Source organism: Thalassospira sp. CA1 (assembly GCF_059052855.1).
The window spans coordinates 80,354-96,918 of sequence record NZ_JBZCIA010000006.1 but is presented as its reverse complement, the minus strand read 5'-3'; the positions used below and the strand labels follow the sequence as shown (position 1 = coordinate 96,918).

Here is a 16,565-nt window from a genome sequence, read left to right as displayed (position 1 = left end):
GGATTACTTGCCGGGCGGCTCGGAAATTTCAATCGCGATATTACTGTACCAGTCTGCTGCGGCTTGCATCTCCGCATCCGTCAGGTCCTTGGCAATCGGTGTCATCACGTCATGAACCCGCTTGCCTGTGCGAAACGCCTTGAGTTGCGTTTCGATATAAATGTTGGTCTCGCCCGCCAGATTGGGGGCGTCTTCCAGTGTTGAAATGCCATTCGCACTATGACAGCCAACGCAAAGTTCGGGCGCATCATCGTCGGATGTGTCGGCGGGCAGGGTGCCTGATACCTCAAAGTGGCTGAACCAAAGCGCAACATTGCTGATCTGATCATCAGACAGGCCGCTTGCCACCACGGTCATCATTTCATGTTCGCGGTCGCCGGTCTTGAAGGCGTTTAGCTGGGCGATCAGATAATCGACCGGCTCGCCCCCGATATGCGGCGCAATCGGAATGCGTGCCAGACCATCAAGCCCGTGACAGGTGCGACACATTCCGGCAACTTTGCGGCCATCCTGAAGGGCGTCCGCATCAGGCGTGGACTTATCTTGGGCTGCCACAGCAGACACGCCCCCGGCGGACAAAAGCCCGCCGAGGAGTGCGATCATAAATCTGCGCATCAATTGCCCTCATACCAGATGCGATACAGCGCACCGGCCAGATCATCGGAAACAAGGATCGAGCCATCACGCAATTGGGCAACATCAACCGGACGGCCAAGATATTCTTCGTTCTCGTCAATCCAGCCTTCGGCAAATGGTTCGATGGTGGCGTTGCCTTCATCGTCAATGAAGGTCACCATCACCCGCGCGCCCACCGGGGTTGTGCGGTTCCACGATCCGTGCTGGGCCGAAAAGATCGCGTTCTTGTATTTGGCCGGGAACATGTTGCCGGTATAGAAGCTCATGCCAAGGTCGGCGGCATGGGCCACGGTTTCAACCGCAGGCATGACCACATCATACGGCACTTCCTGACCGGCATATTCATTGGTCCGGACATCACCGCCGCCATACCAAGGATGGCCAAAATGTTGGCCTGCGGCGGTTTGATGGTTGATCTCGCCGGGCGGGATATCATCGCCCATGCCATCGACCTGGTTATCGGTCCACCACAATTCACCGGTGACCGGATGGAAGTCATGCCCAACGGAGTTGCGCACCCCGTATGTGTAGACTTCGCGACCGGTGCCATCGGTATTGATGCGGATGATGCCACCAATTCCCCACTCGCGATAAAGATCCAGCTTGTCTTCCGGTGCCACGTTAAACGGCTGACCAAGCGAGATATAAAGCTTTCCATCCGGGCCGATTTTGCAAACGCGCGCGGTGTGGTTATAGCTTTCCTCGGCGGGTGGGATCAGGTCACCCTGTTTAACCACGTTGAACGCGGCAACGTCCGGGCTTTCATAGAAGAACTCGGCCGCCGGGAACACCAGAACACGGTTCTGTTCGGCGATATACAGGAACCCGTCAGACGAGAAACACGGACCGTTCGGGATGCTAAATCGAAGCGACGGGGCGAAGTCCTTGACCTCGTCGGCGACACGGTCCTTGTTGCGGTCTGTTACCGACCACACCTTGTCCTTGCGCGTGCCAACAAAGGTCACAACCCCCTGTGGCCCGACGGCAATATGGCGGGCATCGGGGACAATGGCATAAAGACCGATCTTGAAACCATCAGGAAGCTTGATGCGCTCAAGGGTCTTTTTGATCCCTTCGGCGTAATCACCACCCTGTTCGATGACGGTGAATTCTGTCGTTCCGGTTGATTGGAAGTTGGAGAGTTTTTCAAGATTGTCCGGCGCAGGTGCTTGCGCATAGGCGGTTCCGGACATGGCAAGCGCAATGCTCGCCATTAGAAGGCGTTTCGTCATTACGTAGTCCTCCCGATTGTCGCGGATGCCATTGACCGGCATCCGTGCCGCGCGAATTTCACCATTCGCACGGCTTGTGTGTAAGCATTGCGCCTAATCGGTATGAACGTCTAGGTTGATTTCACTATGTGGAATTATTCTTAATTGTTTTTGTTGGCCAGGGCGGTTTCGTATTCCGCTGGTGTCATGGTTTTGAGTGCCAGCGCATGCACGCGATCTTTCAGCAATGCATCAAGCGCGCCATATACAAGGCGCTGGCGATTGACCCGGTTCTCGCCTTCGAATTTTTCGGAAACCACAAGAACGGAGAAATGGGACTCGCCACGCGGGTCTGCACCGGCGTGACCGGCATGTTTGGAAGAATCATCATTGATCTGTAGTTCGACCGGGCTGAATTGTTCGGTCAGGATGTCACGGATCTGGTTGGCGACCTGCATGGTAAGGGCCTCTGTTTTCTGGTGATGTTTGCAGATTGCTGCAAAAACGGTTCTTTACGTCACGTTCTGTCATGCGGTGACCGTTTTTCAAGCCTTTTATCGCATTTAAAGCACCCGTATGATATTGCGCGCATCGAATTTTCAGAACATATAGACGCAAATGAACCGAGGACACCGCAACAAGCGCAAGACGCTCTACCATGAAGAACCCGTTCTGCCGGAATGTGACTGGCCGGAATGTGACGGGCATGGGGAATTCCGTGCGCCCAAGGATCGCAAGTTGCGTGACTATTACAAGTTCTGTCTGGAACATGTCCGCGAATACAACAAGTCCTGGAACTATTATGCCGGCATGAAGGCCGAGGATATCGAAAACGACATGCGTCGCGATACCCACTGGCAGCGTCCGACATGGCAGTTCGGCCATATCCGCGGATCCAAAAAACCGTTCAACTTCAAATTCAAGGACGGGTTCGGCTTCTTTAACGAAGACGGCGACCAGACCCATCACGGTCCCGGCGCCGAAGCCAGGGCCAATGCCGAACGCAAACGCAAAAGCGAAGAAGCCCAGCGTCGCGCGGGCGCCATGGGCATGCCTGCCGAACAGCAAGAGGCCATGGCGACCCTGGATCTGGGCTGGCCCTTCACCCGCGATGAACTCAAGACGAAATACAAGGCACTTTCCAAAAAGTACCACCCTGATGCCAATGGCGGCGACAAGGCGGCCGAGGAACGGTTCAAGCGGATCAGTGCGGCCTATACGTCACTCACGCGCTATATCCGTGATCTTGAAGCGCGTGTGACACTTTAGCTTTCTGGCTAATTTTCTGCGAAATTTGATCAAAACCGGTCTATCTGGTTGCAGTTTGCGTATCTGGAAGGTCTTATCGACCAAACCTTTTGCGATAATAGATATTTTTTGCGCATCTTCCCTTTGTGTGATGCGTCATAACCGCTATTAATGAGCAAGTTTAACGAAACGACCGCGTCACCAGCGCCGGTCCGAAAAACGCGCGAGTACTTATGAGCCAAGGTTACGAAGCGAGCGGTGCAGCGGCAGAACATCCGCTTGATACACCCGACATCACCATTTCCGTCCGTGAAACGTTCGGGATTGATATCGATATGGAAGTCCCGGCATTCAGTCAGGGCAGCGAACATGTGCCGGCGATTGATCCGACCTATCGTTTTGATCGCGATACCACGATGGCGATCCTGGCGGGCTTTGCCCATAACCGCCGCGTGATGATCCAGGGTTATCACGGCACCGGTAAATCGACCCATATCGAACAGGTGGCAGCGCGCCTGAACTGGCCGTGCGTGCGTGTAAACCTTGATAGCCACATCAGCCGTATCGACCTGATCGGTAAGGACGCGATTGTTCTGCGTGATGGCAAACAGATCACCGAATTCCGCGAAGGCATTTTGCCTTGGGCGCTCAAACGCCCTGTCGCGATGGTGTTTGATGAATATGATGCCGGTCGCCCGGATGTGATGTTCGTGATCCAGCGTGTGCTTGAAGTCGATGGCAAGCTGACCCTTCTTGATCAGAACAAGGTCATCCATCCGCATTCGCATTTCCGCCTGTTTGCAACCTCGAACACGGTCGGTCTTGGCGATACCACGGGCCTTTACCACGGTACTCAGCAGATCAACCAGGCCCAGATGGACCGTTGGTCGATCATTGCGACGCTGAACTATCTGTCGGTCGAAGACGAAACCAACATCGTCACCGCCAAGGTTCCGGCATTTGATACTGCCGAAGGCCGCCAGAAGATCGAGGCAATGGTTGCCCTTGCCAACCTGACGCGTCAGGGTTTTGTGGCTGGTGATATCTCGACCGTCATGAGCCCGCGTACCGTGATCACGCTTGCCGAAAACGCCAAGATTTTTGGCGACGTTTCCTATGCTTTCCGCGTAACGTTCCTTAACCGTTGCGATGAAGTCGAACGTCCGATTTTGGCGGAATATTACCAGCGTTGCTTTGGTGAAGAACTGCCTGAGGAAGCCATCAATGTGATGGTCCGCTAAGGCGTGGCTCTTAAGCAGATTGGCGAACTGGTTCCACAAGCGAGTAGTGCGATGAAGAATGATGAGGCTCTTTCCGGCTTCTTGCGCGGCACGGCAGCGACGTTTCGTGCGCTTGCCGGGCGCAATGATCTGGAAGTCGGCTTTGTCAAAGGCGGGCGTCCGGGCGGCTATGGTGAACATGTGCGTTTGCCAATGCCCAAACAGTCCATGCCCAAGGATGAAGTCGCCGATCTGCGCGGTGTTGCCGATGGCTGGGCTCTTAAGATGCGTCACCATGATGCGACCCTGCACGCCAAACGCATGCCCGAAACCGCCGAGGCTCAGGCTGTTTACGATGCGCTTGAAACTGCACGTGTCGAAGCAGTGGGTTCGCGGTATTTCCCCGGTGTGCGCAAAAACCTTCGCGAACATGCCGAACAGGACTGCCATGCCAAGAATTATCACCGTGTGACATCACGCGACGATGCCCCGTTTGCCGATGCGATCGGGATGCTGGCGCGTGAAGTCTTTACTGGTGAAAAGGCCCCTGAATCCGCCGGTCCGCTGATTGACCTGTGGCGTTCACATATCGAAGAAAATGCTGGCTCAGACCTGAGCAACCTGCGTGATCTGCTCGATGATCAGGATGCCTTTGCGCGCGGCATGCGCAAATTGCTTGATCACCTTTCGCTTGAAGACGACCTCGACGATGCCCCGCCCGAACAGGAAGGCGAGGATGACGAGCAAAAAGACGGCGAAAATGATCCCGATCAGGAAGATATGGAAAGTCAGGGCGGCCAGCAGGGTCAGAATGACGATTCCGAACCTGATGGCAGCGATGATCAAACCGATGCCGGTTCCGAAGAAGCCGATGCCGGTGAAGGCGATATTGACGACCAGCAGCTTGAAGCCATGTCGCAGGAAGAAAAGCCTGCCGGACCGGGCGAGCAGCCGGAATTCGATGGGCGTAACGAGCCGGTTGAACGTGGCTATGAACCGTTTACCCGCGAATTTGACGAGGTCGTCACCGCCGATGATCTGTGTGAAAACCTCGAACTGTCGCGCCTGCGCGCCATGCTTGATAAGCAGCTCGCCAACCTTCAGAACGTGGTTTCCAAGCTTGCCAACCGTCTGCAACGCCGCCTGATGGCGCAGCAGAACCGTGGTTGGGACTTCGACCTTGAGGAAGGCATTCTTGATGCCGCCAAGCTGGCCCGGATCGTCTCGACACCGTCGACGTCGCTGTCTTTCAAGCAGGAACAGGATACCGACTTCCGCGATACGGTTGTCACCCTTCTGATCGATAATTCCGGCTCCATGCGGGGTCGTCCGATCACGATTGCCGCCCTGTCGGCTGATATCCTTGCCCGTACGCTGGAACGTTGTGGCGTTAAGGTCGAAATCCTTGGTTTCACCACCCGTCAGTGGAAAGGTGGCCAGTCGCGCGAAAGCTGGGTCGAGGCTGGAAAGCCGCCAAAACCCGGCCGTCTGAACGATCTGCGTCATATCATCTACAAGGCTGCCGACACGCCATGGCGTCGGGCGCGCAAGAACCTTGGTCTGATGCTGCGCGAAGGGCTGCTTAAGGAAAACATCGACGGCGAAGCACTGCTTTGGGCGCATGAACGTCTTCTCGGCCGCACCGAACAACGCCGGATCATGATGGTGATTTCCGATGGTGCACCGGTGGATGACTCGACCCTTTCGGTCAATTCCGGGAATTATCTGGAACGTCATCTGCGCGAAGTGATCGAATGGATCGAAACCAGATCGCCGGTCGAACTTCTGGCGATCGGGATCGGCCATGACGTGACGCGCTATTACCGTCGTGCGGTGACGATCAACGATCCGGAAGAACTCGGTGGCACCATGCTGCGCGAATTGTCCGATCTGTTTGACGAACAAGGCGCGCGTCAGCCAAAACGCCCGATGCGCCATGTGCCAGCCGATAATGCGCAGGCCCGCGATCACGCCACAGGCGATCGCGACCGCTGGTAAGGGCAGGTGTGCTTAAAGGATGACCGCGATCACCCGCTTTGCACCAAGCCCGACCGGATATCTTCATCTCGGCCATGCGGCCTCGGCCTTGTTTTCTGCAAAACAGGCCGGGCCGGAAGGCCGTTTTCTTTTGCGGATCGAAGATATCGACCAAACCCGATGCCGCCCGGAATATCTTGAAGCGATCTATGAAGACCTCGCCTGGCTTGGCCTTGAATGGGAAGTGCCGGTTCGGGTGCAGTCCGATCACTTTACCGATTATCAGGCGGTGCTGGATCGCTTGTCGGATATGGAATTGCTTTATCCGTGCTTTTGCACCCGCAAGGACATTCAGGCGGAAATCGCGCGCATCGGAAACGCGCCGCATGGCCCGGATGGCGCGCTTTATCCCGGCACCTGTCGGCAGTGTTCGCCAACTGAACGCAAGGATCGCATTGCGGCCGGTGAAAGCTATGCGCTGCGTCTGGATATGGCTGCGGCGATCAAACAGGTCGGCCGCGAACTGATATGGTTTGATCGCGCAGCAGGCAAACAGATCGCCACCCCGGAAATCTTTGGCGATGTGATTCTGGCGCGCAAGGATACCCCGACCAGCTATCATATCTCGGTCACCCATGATGATGCCCTGCAGGGCATAACCCTCGTCACTCGTGGTGAGGACCTGTTTTTTGCCAGCCACCTGCATCGGCTGTTGCAGGAATTGCTGGGCTATGACGTGCCGGAATATCACCATCATGGGCTTCTGACCGGGCCGGATGGCAAGCGCTTTGCCAAGCGTGACAAATCCAGGACGCTCAGATCCATGCGCGAAGAGGGATTGTCGGCGGCCGACGTGATCAAGCTGGCCGATCAATTCTGATTGACCGGGGTTCGGCGGTGATCTCTTAGTAAGCCGTAATATTTTGTGTTTTTCATATTCCCGTTGTCGTTGATTATTACCTCCGTATAGGATGTTTTGATCAAACGATGATGTCGGGGGCACAAGACCAGATGAAAAAAGATGCTGGCTTGGTTAGGGGAATTGCGAAACGCATTCTCGACCCAGGCATAGAAATGAGTGCCGGGGAAGAGTTGAACGGAAAGGTTCAGCGCGACCTTCTTGATCTGGCCTATCGCAACAATTGGGCAAACATTTTGGTCAACCTTGCTGCGGGCGGCAGTTTGGTTGTGATGCTCTGGCTGCTGGGCGATCTTGCACCGATCACTGTGGTCTGGTTGATGGTCGTGACGGTGGTCTGTTTTGTGCGCTTCTGGGGTGGGTATCTGTACCGGATGGAGCGTGAAAACGTCAGTAACCTCTCCGATGCCTTGTTGCGCAAGTGGCGGTTTCGTTACCAGACTGGCGTGGTTGTAACCGGGCTTCTTTGGTCAATGGTCGGAGTGATCGAAATTCCGACTGTCCACGGTGAAAGCCAGTTTCTCACCATGATTATCATCGCTGGTATGGCCGGCGGCGCCACGGGAATTCTGGCGCCCGTCTTTTGGGTCGGGCGCATTTACCTTTGCGCCCTGTTGCTTCCGCCGGCGGTTATTCTATCGCTGATGCCAGAATCGAACTACATCCTGTCGGCATTGGGGCTGGTGTTCCTTATGGTGATGCTGGTGACGCACCGGAACAACCATGCTGTCCTTTATCGGTCCTTTGTCCTCAAACATCAGAACCATGGGCTGGTCGAAGACCTCAGGCAGAAAAACCGGATTACCGAAAATTGGAATGCCACCCTCGAAGCGCGGGTCGAACAGCGCACAGAGGAGCTGCGCAATCTGGTCGAACACGATGCCCTGACCGGTATTCTTAACCGTGACGGGATTGTCGCGTGGTTCGAACATAAAAAGAGATCGGACGCGCTTCTGGATTACGCCGTGCTGTTTATTGATCTCGACCGGTTCAAACAGATCAATGATGGCCTCAGTCACGCGATTGGCGATGAAGTGTTGCGTGCTGTCAGCATGCGGCTTCGGGAATGTGTTGATGACCGCCATGCATTGGGGCGTTGGGGCGGGGATGAGTTTCTGATTGTTCTGGCCGCCCCGCATGAAGAGCTTCACCCACTGGTCGAAACCACGGTTGAACTGGCCCAGCGCGCGGTTAATCAGCCGATCAATATTGTCGGTCATACATTGCATGTCGGGTTCAGTACCGGCGTTGCCTTTTCGTCCGGACGTAATCCGTCGATATCAGAACTGATCCACTGGGCGGATCTGGCCGCGGCCGAGGTCAAGCGATCCGGACGGGGCAGTGTGCATAACTACGACAAGATGCTGCTGACGGAACAGGAACGCCGCCTGAGTGTGACACAGGCGCTGCGCCGGGCGCTGAGTGCCGATGAATTTTATATCGAGTACCAGCCGGTCATTGATGCAACCCGTGGCGACATAATCGCCTACGAGGCGCTTTTGCGCTGGAATAGCGCGGTGCTTGGCACTGTGCCACCCGATGAATTCATTCCAATTGCCGAGGAAAGCGCGCTCATCGTTGATATCGGGGAATGGTGCATGCGGCGCGCCTGCCAGACCCTGCATGACAATACCGAGATTCCGGTCACCACGAAAATTGCCATCAACGTTTCGATCCGTCAGATCGTGATGCCGAATTTTCCCGATATGGTTTCGCGCATCCTGACCGAAACCGGTCTTGCATCTAATCGGTTGGTTTTGGAAGTCACGGAATCGATCTTTGAAAAACGCCAGACGTCCCAGATTTCCGCCGTGCTTGATCATCTGCACGCGATGGAAGTTGGCATTCATATTGATGATTTCGGGACCGGGTATTCATCCTTGTCGCGCCTGCACGAAATTCATGTGGATGCGGTCAAGATCGACAAATCCTTTGTCTTGTCGATGGATGAAAATGCCCGCGTGGTGATCGAGGCGGCAATCCTGATCGCCCATCGCTTTGGTCTTAAGGTTATTGCCGAGGGGATCGAGACGCCACAACAGCGCGCGGAACTCCACGCGATGGGGGTAGATGCCTATCAGGGATACTTCTTTGCCCGTCCGGGGCAGCTCCCGTGTCGTGACATTCACTGGCAAACTGATCCAGATTTGCCGGGCTGACGGTATTTCTTTGGAGCTGACGCAAAAAAAACGGCCTGCCGCAAGCGTGGCAAGCCGTTCACAGTCCTGTTCTGCTGGGGGACAGAATCAGCGGCTAAAATCAATCAGAACAAGGAAGCTGACCGGCACAAGCGCCAGTGCGACATAAATCCAGAAGGACGCGATCGGAACGCCGAACGCGGCAAGAACATAACCGGCAAGATAAAGCGCCAAGCCAATTACAGCGACCAGCAGAATGCCCAAAAGCGGCAGAGAAACTTTGCTATCTGATTTCATGTCCCGTCATGCTCCCGAAACGGATTTCTTAACTCATGGTGTCGAACCTACCATGCTGTGCGCGTAGGCGTTTTGATCCGTATCAATAAACGCGACAGATTGAATCCCAAGGTCTTTGCAGGCATCAAGCTAGGGTACTCTGATTATATAAAGACAGAGAATCGATTGTTCGCACCGTGTCAGAATGGCGCAATTGCCTGTAAATGGGGTTCTTGTTATTGTCGCCCCGGTTTGGAAAACATCAGATTCCGTGCGGTTGAGTTGGGCAAATACCGGCACAAACCAAGGATTATCGACAAAACAGCTCTGATAAGCGTTTTTGTCGCGGTTTTCGGTTGATGAAGGCTTGACGGCATGGGTTAGAGGCGGTAATAACCCGCTTCCAAGCGCGGGCCTGCATGTTCAGGCCAAGCGTCCTTTTGCGAATTTATAGACCAGGAGATCAGGTCATGGCACGTCGCTGCCCGGTATCCGGCAAAGGCGTTTTGGTCGGCATGAATGTGAGCCACGCCCACAATCGTACCAAACGTCGTTTCCTCCCGAACCTGCAGCCGACCTCGCTGCTTAGTGAGTCGCTCGGTCGTTCGGTGCGTCTGCGTCTGACCACCAATGCTGTCCGCACCATCGAAAAACGTGGTGGTCTGGATGCGTATCTGCTCAGCACTGCAAATGCAAAGCTGCCGGCAGATTTGGTGAAAATCAAACGCCAGGTCGCCAAAGCTGTTGAAGCAAAAGCTGCCTAATTAAGGCTTCTGCTTTACAGACAGAATTTACGAAGGCTCGCTTTTTAGCGGGCCTTTCGTTTTTTTCGGCTCTGGGCTTTGGTAACCGATGCATCGGTTCGGGGGCTCCAGACAGGCTGCCAGACATTGTCGGGCGGCTTTTTTTGTGCCGTGCCGTACTGCAGTTATCCAAGGGTTCCTTAGGCTGCGCAAGGGTGCTGTCTCAATAAACGCGACTCGGCAGAACACGAGCTTTGCGCTTTTGGAAATTTGCTCTATACTTTGCTCTATCAGTGGTTTACGTCGCCGTGTCGCCCGGTTTGGTGAAACGTCATGATATGTTCATCAACAGCGATTCCCGGACCTGCTAAATAAGGCAAGCGACTCGGTAAACACGGTGGAGCGGATGGTATGCATTTATCGCCCAATGCGTGTCCGGCACTTGTTCTTAACGCCGATTTTCGGCCGTTGAGCTACTTCCCGCTATCTCTTTGGTCATGGCAGGATACGCTCAAGGCAGTCTTTCTTGAACGCGTCGATGTTCTGTCCGAATATGACCGCGAAGTACGCTCTCCTTCCTTTAAAATGCGCCTGCCGAGCGTCATCTCGCTCAAGGAATATGTCCCGCTCAAAAGCAGCCCGGCCTTTACCCGGTTTAACGTCTTTTTGCGCGATGAATTTTCCTGTCAATATTGCGGTGACCGCCTGCCGACAAATGAACTGACCTTTGATCATGTGATCCCGCGTGCGAGGGGCGGGCGAACCAACTGGGAAAACATCGTTACGGCCTGTTCTGACTGCAACCTGTTTAAAGGCAGTCGATCGGTGCGCGAGGCGGGCCTGCGACTGCGCAGGACGCCGGGACAGCCCTCGATGCACGAACTTCAGACCACAGGACGCCGTTTCCCGCCAAACTATCTTCACGAAAGTTGGCGGGATTTTTTATACTGGGATACCGAACTGGAATACGACTTCTGACAAGTGCACTATCCGGGCATCAAAACAAAGATGCACTGCCGTTGTCGACAGTGCCTCTTGTTGTCAGATTATGTTGGGTATCCTACCAGCGATACTTAAGGGTCGCCATGATGGTTCGGCCTTGGCCATAATAACAGGCTGTCGTGCCCGAGCAGGTGGAAACCCAGCGTTCGTCGGCAAGGTTGGTTGCGTTCAATGCCAAAAGGTAGCCGTCAATCTCGTAATGGATACCCGCGTCAAACAAGGTCGTTGCCGGGATCTGGAAGCTGTTTGACGCATCGCCGTACTGATTGCCGAGATAACGAACACCAGCGTTAAAGCCAAAGCCCTTCATCGCACCTCTCTGGAGGGTGTAGTCGGCCCAGAGTGACGCAGTGTGCTCAGGAACGCCAGTTGGCGTTTTGCCCTGATTGCCATCGTTGTCTTTTGTGATTTCGGCGTCGTTATAGCTGTAGGACGCCTTGGCCACCAAACCTGCGAACGGTTCAATCGTGCCTTCAAGCTCCAATCCGCGTGATCGTACCTCACCTGTCTGGACCTTGCGGTTGGCATCTGCCGGGTCTTTTGTCGTCACATTCTGGCGGCGCAGATCGTAAAGGGCTGCGGTGATTAATCCATCAAAGCTTTGCGGTTCGTATTTGGCGCCAATCTCGACCTGCTGCCCGGTTTCAGGATCAAAGCTCTGGCTGCCCTCACTTGCGACCGGATTGAAAGATTCCGAATAGCTAAGATACGGCACAAGCCCAAACGAGGTTTTGTAAACAAGACCGACTTGACCAGAAAATGCGTGGTCGTTTTTGCTGCTCTCGGCACCATTTTTGGTGTTGTCGTACTTTTTCTCGTCCGACCAGTCCTGACGCCCGCCTAGGGTCAGGGTCCAGTGTTCGTCAAAGTCGATCTGGTCTTGCGCATATATACCAAGCTGGCGAAGGGTGATGTCGTCATCATACCACGTGCTCAGGGTGCCGACGCTTCCGCCATATGTCGGATTATAAACATTCAAATCCGAGGCAGAGCCAAATGCGGCATAGCGATCATAGAGGTAGTGCTGATAGTCGACACCGGTCAACAGTGTGTGTTCTACCGAGGCAGTGTCAAATCTGGTTTCCAACTGGTTGTCGATAGTAATGGCATGGGCATTCTGATCGGTACGCAAAGTGCTGCGTTTCAGAGTTCCTGCATTAACATCAGACCAACCACTTCCGTATGCCGTTTTGTAATCGACATCGACAAAGGCGTAGCGGGCGTTCTGGCGGAACGTCACGTCGTTCGTGACGTCGTGGCTGAATTCATACCCGAAGGATGTCTGAATACGCTCGTATCCTTCAAAGCCCGGCTCGCCGGTGAAGACATCAATCGGAATTGGACCATTTGGGGCGCTATAGATTGTCCCGACGGTCGGTAGCCAGTTATTGGCGGAGCCGGTTTTGTCGTGTTGGTAATGCGTGAGGATCGTAAGCGACGTATCGTCATTTTCCCATTTCAGGGACGGTGCGATATAGATCCGGTCATCATCGACCATATTGGTCTGAGTCCCGGAATCCTGCACAAGACCGGTCAGGCGATACAGGACGCTGCCATCCTCAATCAGCTTCCCGCCCACATCAAACGCACCCTGTTTATGATCAAAGCTACCCGCTTCAAGTGCAACTTCGTTGACCATATTTTCGTGCGGACGTTTGGTGACGACGTTAACGAGCCCTCCCGGCGCATTTTGCCCATACATCACAGAGGTTGGACCGCGCAGCAGTTCGATACGCTCTGCGCCATATGCTTCTTGGCGGAAGGACGCATAGCCTGACGAGCGAAGTTGCAGGCCATCTCGATAAAGACCGCTATCCTGCTGTGCGAAGCCACGCACCTTGAACCAGTCATAACGTGTGTCGTAACCGAACTGGTCAGGCTGAATCCCTGCTGAGTATTTTAGCGCATCCATGACCGTGCCGGCCTGCCGGGTATTCATCTCATCGGTGCCGACAACGGACATTGATCGTGGTGTTTCGGCAATTGGCGTATCGGTCTTGGTCGCAGTGGCACTTTGGGTCGCGACGAAGCCCTCTACCGGTGAGGTTGCGGTTTCAAATTCCCCGTCTGCCTCGATCACAAGCGGCGCCGTTTCGGTTCCCCCAGTGATCTCGCTGTCGTTTGCTGTCGTGTCTACATCGGACTGCGCCAGTGCAAAATGGGGTGCGGCAAAAACCAGCGCGATTGCGGTTCCGAGCATTAGGGCTGAAGACAATTTCTGTCCTGTAAAACGCATGTGGGATTCCCTGTATCGGTTGTCTTTGACGACGACCTGTCGGGCGGGAACCGGCGGGCCATCTATGATGATGGCCTTTCCGATATCATGCGGTGGGGGATGGAATATTGAACCGGATTTCGGCGTATTGAACGGAATTTGGCTTAAGTTACGCGATCTGTTCCTTGCGCCAGGCACCCGGTGTTGTGCCAACGATTTTGCGGAACACGCGGGTCAAATGCGCCTGATCGGCAAAGCCGACCCGAAGGGCGACCGAGGCAAGTGGCGTGTTGGCATCTTTAAGCAGGGTTTTGGCGCGTTCCACCCGGGCTTTCATCTGCCACTGTTGCGGGGGCATGCCAGTACTTTCGCGAAAGGCCGAGCAGAAATAGGATTGCGACAACCCGGTCAGTTGCGCCAGTTCATCAAGGCGAATGGTGCGCCCGCAATTCTGTTCGATATAGTCGACCGACTTGCGCAAATGGTACGGGGCAAGTTTACCGCGTTTGCGTTGCGGTTCGTCGGATTGGGTCGGGCTGAGTAGCGCAGCGGTCAGTGCTGTTACCAAACTCTCGCCATAGATCTGAGGGCTTGTCATCCCATTTTCGAGATCAGTCGCCAACATCCGTGCCAATGTATTGATGCGCTGATCGCAGAAACCCATACGGGGTGTCTCAAGAATATCACGGTTAATTTTGTGCCCCAGGCTGCTTTCCAGGGCGTTGATATCCAGATGAACATCCAGATGACGCAAACGGCATTTACCGAATATCTCGGATGAAATTTCCATGCCGGCGGGTACGTAATAAAGACAGCCCTGTTTGCGATTTGTCGTCTTCGCAGCGTCGCTTGCTGCGCGGACATTCACGCGTGTATCGCCGATGCAATCAAGCAGCGCGACCAGAAGAGGTGCATGCGATACATAGGTCCCCCCAGCTTCCTGTTCGCATTCAACATGCCACAGATCTGTGATCGCTGCGTTCCAGCGACGGAAGCGCAGGTCATCAAGAAGAGAAATCCCTTCGATCTGGCTGATCATTTGTGGATGGAATGCCATGGCATTCATGACAACGGAGTCCTTCATACAGGTGGTCAGCGGGTAGTGCGAATGGCTCTCAATATAGCGGAGAATTTTATGCAAACAATAACAATTCTCATTATCAAATGAACAATTGTATGGTTATGGAACAATTGTTCGCGCAAGAAGAGAGGTGTTGATATGTAAAACCCGTCTGACGTGTCAGACGGGTTTTGTGGGGCTTGGTTTCAGCAGCGTCGAAGGTGTTCGCGGTTATTTCTTCATCCAGCGCGACGGTGCGATCAGACAGAAAACAGTGAGTGCTGCCGAGAAGAACACGTTGACGGTCGGCATGGTGATGCCAAACAGGGTCCAGTCGATCTTGTCACAGCGAATGATCGGTTGCGCCATAAGCTGCGCCTTGAGGTCCGCCACGGATGCAGCACCACTTTGAACACCACCACACATGGCGGGTCCTTGCCACCACAATTCCTGAACACCAACGTGGTAAAACGCAATCGCCGTTCCGACTGCAAAGGTCGCAGTACACAGATAGACCACCGCCCGTGCGGCGGCAGGAAAGCGGATCAGCAACAGCGCGATGATCGAAAGACCGGCAACCGCATAAAACGGCACACGCTGATACAGACACAGCACACAGGGAAGCAACTTCTGGACATATTGCGCGTAAAACGCAAAGCCGATGCTACCCGCTGAAACCAGCAGCAGGGCAAGGGGCGGAAAGGCCGGGATGAAGCGTGGGCGCAGCAAATTGAACATCAGTGGGTCCGTTTATTGGCGTGCATAAGAATTTGGCGTCGGGTCAACCATGCGGGATCAGTTTGATCGCGGCAAACCCGCCGACAAGAACCACGATAAATATGGTGAAAACGAGGCCCAGTCGACGTTCGATGAAGTCGCGGATGACAGGGCCGAATTTCCAGATCAGGGCAGCAATGACAAAGAACCGCAATCCGCGCGCCAGGATCGATGCCAGCGTAAAGACAACCGGGTCAAGTGCGGTCACACCCGACAGAATGGTGATCACCTTGTAGGGGAATGGCGTTACACCGGCAATGAACACCGCCCAGGCACCCCATTCATTATAATAGTCGCGGAACTGATCAAACTTGTTGGCATAACCATAAAGCTCAAGCACAGGCTGTCCGACCGTTTCAAACAGGAAGAAGCCGATACCGTATCCGACAAGTCCACCAAGGACCGACCCAACCAAGCAAATCAGCGCATAGCGCCAGGCGCGCGTGGGGGCGGCAATGATCATCGGGATCAGCAAAATGTCAGGCGGGATCGGAAAGACAGAGCTTTCAATCGCTGCAATGAAAAACAGGGCCCAGCCGGCATGGCGGTGGCCGGCAAGGTTCATGGTCCAGTCATAGAGGCTGCGGATCACGGCAATAGCGCCTTGTCATGTTGTCTGCGATTTAGGAACGGCGCTTGGCCTTGAAAACAGGCCAGATCAAACCGCATTTTGCCGGCAATCGCAATGACGCAGTTTATCCGTATCTACGCAGACGTATTTTTGCACAAAGCCCCATTGACCCGGCGAAATTTACGGCTATTATCCCGCCCGTTGATGGAGGGTGCGCACACGCACCCGAATTGCCTGCCCCTGTGGCGGAATTGGTAGACGCGGCAGACTCAAAATCTGTTTCACTTAGTGAGTGGGAGTTCGATTCTCCCCGGGGGCACCATCGCACTTCTCCTAACTTCCAGCGCTTTTATAATCACGCCAAGAAGAGTTCCATTCCGTATAAAAGTACAGGGTTTGGGAAAGGTCATTTGATGCGCGGTCTTTTGAAAAAGAGACTTCGGTAAAGGTTGTGTCCTACCTGATTTCGAATTAGTGGGATGGAAGCTTCAGCCAGTTTGTCATAAGCAGAGGTTGTGGATCGCGTTGCAGAGTGGCGCGTTCCTCGATCTCGTTTTCATATTCTGAAGCCG

At 54.4% G+C, this 16,565-nt stretch carries 15 protein-coding genes and 1 tRNA gene; 8 read left to right on the top strand and 8 right to left on the bottom strand.

All coding sequences use genetic code 11. The features are described from left to right. Positions 1-3 precede the first annotated feature (3 nt). The 3 genes from AC5Q5A_RS11955 to AC5Q5A_RS11945 all read right to left on the bottom strand — a co-directional run bounded on the left by AC5Q5A_RS11955 (position 4) and on the right by AC5Q5A_RS11945 (position 2,305). Positions 4-615, bottom strand: a complete 612-nt coding sequence (locus AC5Q5A_RS11955; protein ID WP_493895417.1) for a c-type cytochrome — start codon at positions 613-615, stop codon at positions 4-6. Continuing rightward, positions 615-1,868 (bottom strand): PQQ-dependent sugar dehydrogenase, encoded by a 1,254-nt coding sequence (locus AC5Q5A_RS11950; protein WP_063089129.1) that lies wholly within the window; start codon positions 1,866-1,868, stop codon positions 615-617. The genes AC5Q5A_RS11955 and AC5Q5A_RS11950 overlap by 1 nt, the downstream gene beginning before the upstream one ends. 140 nt (positions 1,869-2,008) lie before the next feature. Further along, on the bottom strand, positions 2,009-2,305 hold the full coding sequence (locus tag AC5Q5A_RS11945; protein ID WP_120225676.1) for a BolA family protein: 297 nt from the start codon (positions 2,303-2,305) through the stop codon (positions 2,009-2,011). 160 nt (positions 2,306-2,465) lie between these two features. On the opposite strand from AC5Q5A_RS11945, the gene AC5Q5A_RS11940 reads away from it, so the two are divergent. From AC5Q5A_RS11940 to AC5Q5A_RS11920, 5 genes are all read left to right on the top strand, one after another. Beyond that, the gene (locus AC5Q5A_RS11940) at positions 2,466-3,116 is read left to right on the top strand and encodes a DnaJ domain-containing protein (protein ID WP_008889903.1); all 651 of its coding nucleotides are present in this window, start codon (positions 2,466-2,468) and stop codon (positions 3,114-3,116) included. 212 nt (positions 3,117-3,328) lie between these two features. After that, positions 3,329-4,336, top strand: coding sequence for a cobaltochelatase subunit CobS (gene cobS / locus AC5Q5A_RS11935; protein WP_008889904.1), 1,008 nt, complete (start codon positions 3,329-3,331; stop codon positions 4,334-4,336). A 51-nt stretch (positions 4,337-4,387) separates the two neighbouring features. Next, the gene (gene cobT / locus AC5Q5A_RS11930; RefSeq protein WP_493895416.1) at positions 4,388-6,313 is read left to right on the top strand and encodes a cobaltochelatase subunit CobT; all 1,926 of its coding nucleotides are present in this window, start codon (positions 4,388-4,390) and stop codon (positions 6,311-6,313) included. A 19-nt stretch (positions 6,314-6,332) separates the two neighbouring features. Continuing rightward, the gene (gene gluQRS / locus AC5Q5A_RS11925; protein WP_493895415.1) at positions 6,333-7,172 is read left to right on the top strand and encodes a tRNA glutamyl-Q(34) synthetase GluQRS; all 840 of its coding nucleotides are present in this window, start codon (positions 6,333-6,335) and stop codon (positions 7,170-7,172) included. A 194-nt stretch (positions 7,173-7,366) separates the two neighbouring features. After that, complete coding sequence (locus AC5Q5A_RS11920) at positions 7,367-9,370, top strand: putative bifunctional diguanylate cyclase/phosphodiesterase (RefSeq protein ID WP_493895414.1); 2,004 nt, start codon at positions 7,367-7,369, stop codon at positions 9,368-9,370. A gap of 87 nt (positions 9,371-9,457) precedes the next feature. Here the strand turns inward: AC5Q5A_RS11920 and AC5Q5A_RS11915 are convergent, their stop codons facing one another. Then, the gene (locus tag AC5Q5A_RS11915; RefSeq protein WP_008889908.1) at positions 9,458-9,646 is read right to left on the bottom strand and encodes a hypothetical protein; all 189 of its coding nucleotides are present in this window, start codon (positions 9,644-9,646) and stop codon (positions 9,458-9,460) included. Between the two features lie 449 nt (positions 9,647-10,095). Between AC5Q5A_RS11915 and rpmB the strand changes: the two genes are divergently transcribed. Beyond that, positions 10,096-10,389 carry a 50S ribosomal protein L28 gene (gene rpmB, locus AC5Q5A_RS11910; RefSeq protein WP_008889909.1) on the top strand — a complete coding sequence of 98 codons (294 nt, stop codon included), beginning with the start codon at positions 10,096-10,098 and terminating at the stop codon, positions 10,387-10,389. 390 nt (positions 10,390-10,779) lie between these two features. Next, entirely contained in the window at positions 10,780-11,346 is a 567-nt protein-coding gene (locus AC5Q5A_RS11905; protein ID WP_008889910.1) for an HNH endonuclease, read from the top strand. 82 nt (positions 11,347-11,428) lie between these two features. Here AC5Q5A_RS11905 and AC5Q5A_RS11900 read toward each other — a convergent pair whose 3' ends face one another. From AC5Q5A_RS11900 to AC5Q5A_RS11885, 4 genes are all read right to left on the bottom strand, one after another. Next, on the bottom strand, positions 11,429-13,585 hold the full coding sequence (locus AC5Q5A_RS11900) for a TonB-dependent siderophore receptor (RefSeq protein WP_493895413.1): 2,157 nt from the start codon (positions 13,583-13,585) through the stop codon (positions 11,429-11,431). A 169-nt stretch (positions 13,586-13,754) separates the two neighbouring features. Beyond that, positions 13,755-14,669 carry a helix-turn-helix domain-containing protein gene (locus AC5Q5A_RS11895; protein WP_493895412.1) on the bottom strand — a complete coding sequence of 305 codons (915 nt, stop codon included), beginning with the start codon at positions 14,667-14,669 and terminating at the stop codon, positions 13,755-13,757. Between the two features lie 207 nt (positions 14,670-14,876). After that, the gene (locus AC5Q5A_RS11890; protein ID WP_493895411.1) at positions 14,877-15,383 is read right to left on the bottom strand and encodes a disulfide bond formation protein B; all 507 of its coding nucleotides are present in this window, start codon (positions 15,381-15,383) and stop codon (positions 14,877-14,879) included. A 43-nt stretch (positions 15,384-15,426) separates the two neighbouring features. Next, positions 15,427-16,014, bottom strand: a complete 588-nt coding sequence (locus AC5Q5A_RS11885) for a YqaA family protein (RefSeq protein WP_493895410.1) — start codon at positions 16,012-16,014, stop codon at positions 15,427-15,429. Between the two features lie 215 nt (positions 16,015-16,229). Here AC5Q5A_RS11885 and AC5Q5A_RS11880 point away from each other — a divergent pair. Further along, positions 16,230-16,315 (top strand) — tRNA-Leu (locus tag AC5Q5A_RS11880). Positions 16,316-16,565 lie beyond the last annotated feature (250 nt).

Excerpts from the sequence above, each read along its gene's own strand:
- gluQRS (WP_493895415.1), top strand. The coding sequence starts at position 6,333 with ATGACCGCGATCACCCGCTTTGCACCAAGCCCGACCGGATATCTTCAT.
- AC5Q5A_RS11895 (WP_493895412.1), bottom strand. The coding sequence starts at position 14,669 with ATGAAGGACTCCGTTGTCATGAATGCCATGGCATTCCATCCACAAATG.
- AC5Q5A_RS11905 (WP_008889910.1), top strand. The coding sequence starts at position 10,780 with ATGCATTTATCGCCCAATGCGTGTCCGGCACTTGTTCTTAACGCCGAT.
- rpmB (WP_008889909.1), top strand. The coding sequence starts at position 10,096 with ATGGCACGTCGCTGCCCGGTATCCGGCAAAGGCGTTTTGGTCGGCATG.
- cobT (WP_493895416.1), top strand. The coding sequence starts at position 4,388 with ATGAAGAATGATGAGGCTCTTTCCGGCTTCTTGCGCGGCACGGCAGCG.
- AC5Q5A_RS11890 (WP_493895411.1), bottom strand. The coding sequence starts at position 15,383 with ATGTTCAATTTGCTGCGCCCACGCTTCATCCCGGCCTTTCCGCCCCTT.
- AC5Q5A_RS11955 (WP_493895417.1), bottom strand. The coding sequence starts at position 615 with ATGCGCAGATTTATGATCGCACTCCTCGGCGGGCTTTTGTCCGCCGGG.
- cobS (WP_008889904.1), top strand. The coding sequence starts at position 3,329 with ATGAGCCAAGGTTACGAAGCGAGCGGTGCAGCGGCAGAACATCCGCTT.
- AC5Q5A_RS11940 (WP_008889903.1), top strand. The coding sequence starts at position 2,466 with ATGAACCGAGGACACCGCAACAAGCGCAAGACGCTCTACCATGAAGAA.
- AC5Q5A_RS11915 (WP_008889908.1), bottom strand. The coding sequence starts at position 9,646 with ATGAAATCAGATAGCAAAGTTTCTCTGCCGCTTTTGGGCATTCTGCTG.
- AC5Q5A_RS11945 (WP_120225676.1), bottom strand. The coding sequence starts at position 2,305 with ATGCAGGTCGCCAACCAGATCCGTGACATCCTGACCGAACAATTCAGC.
- AC5Q5A_RS11920 (WP_493895414.1), top strand. The coding sequence starts at position 7,367 with ATGAGTGCCGGGGAAGAGTTGAACGGAAAGGTTCAGCGCGACCTTCTT.
- AC5Q5A_RS11950 (WP_063089129.1), bottom strand. The coding sequence starts at position 1,868 with ATGACGAAACGCCTTCTAATGGCGAGCATTGCGCTTGCCATGTCCGGA.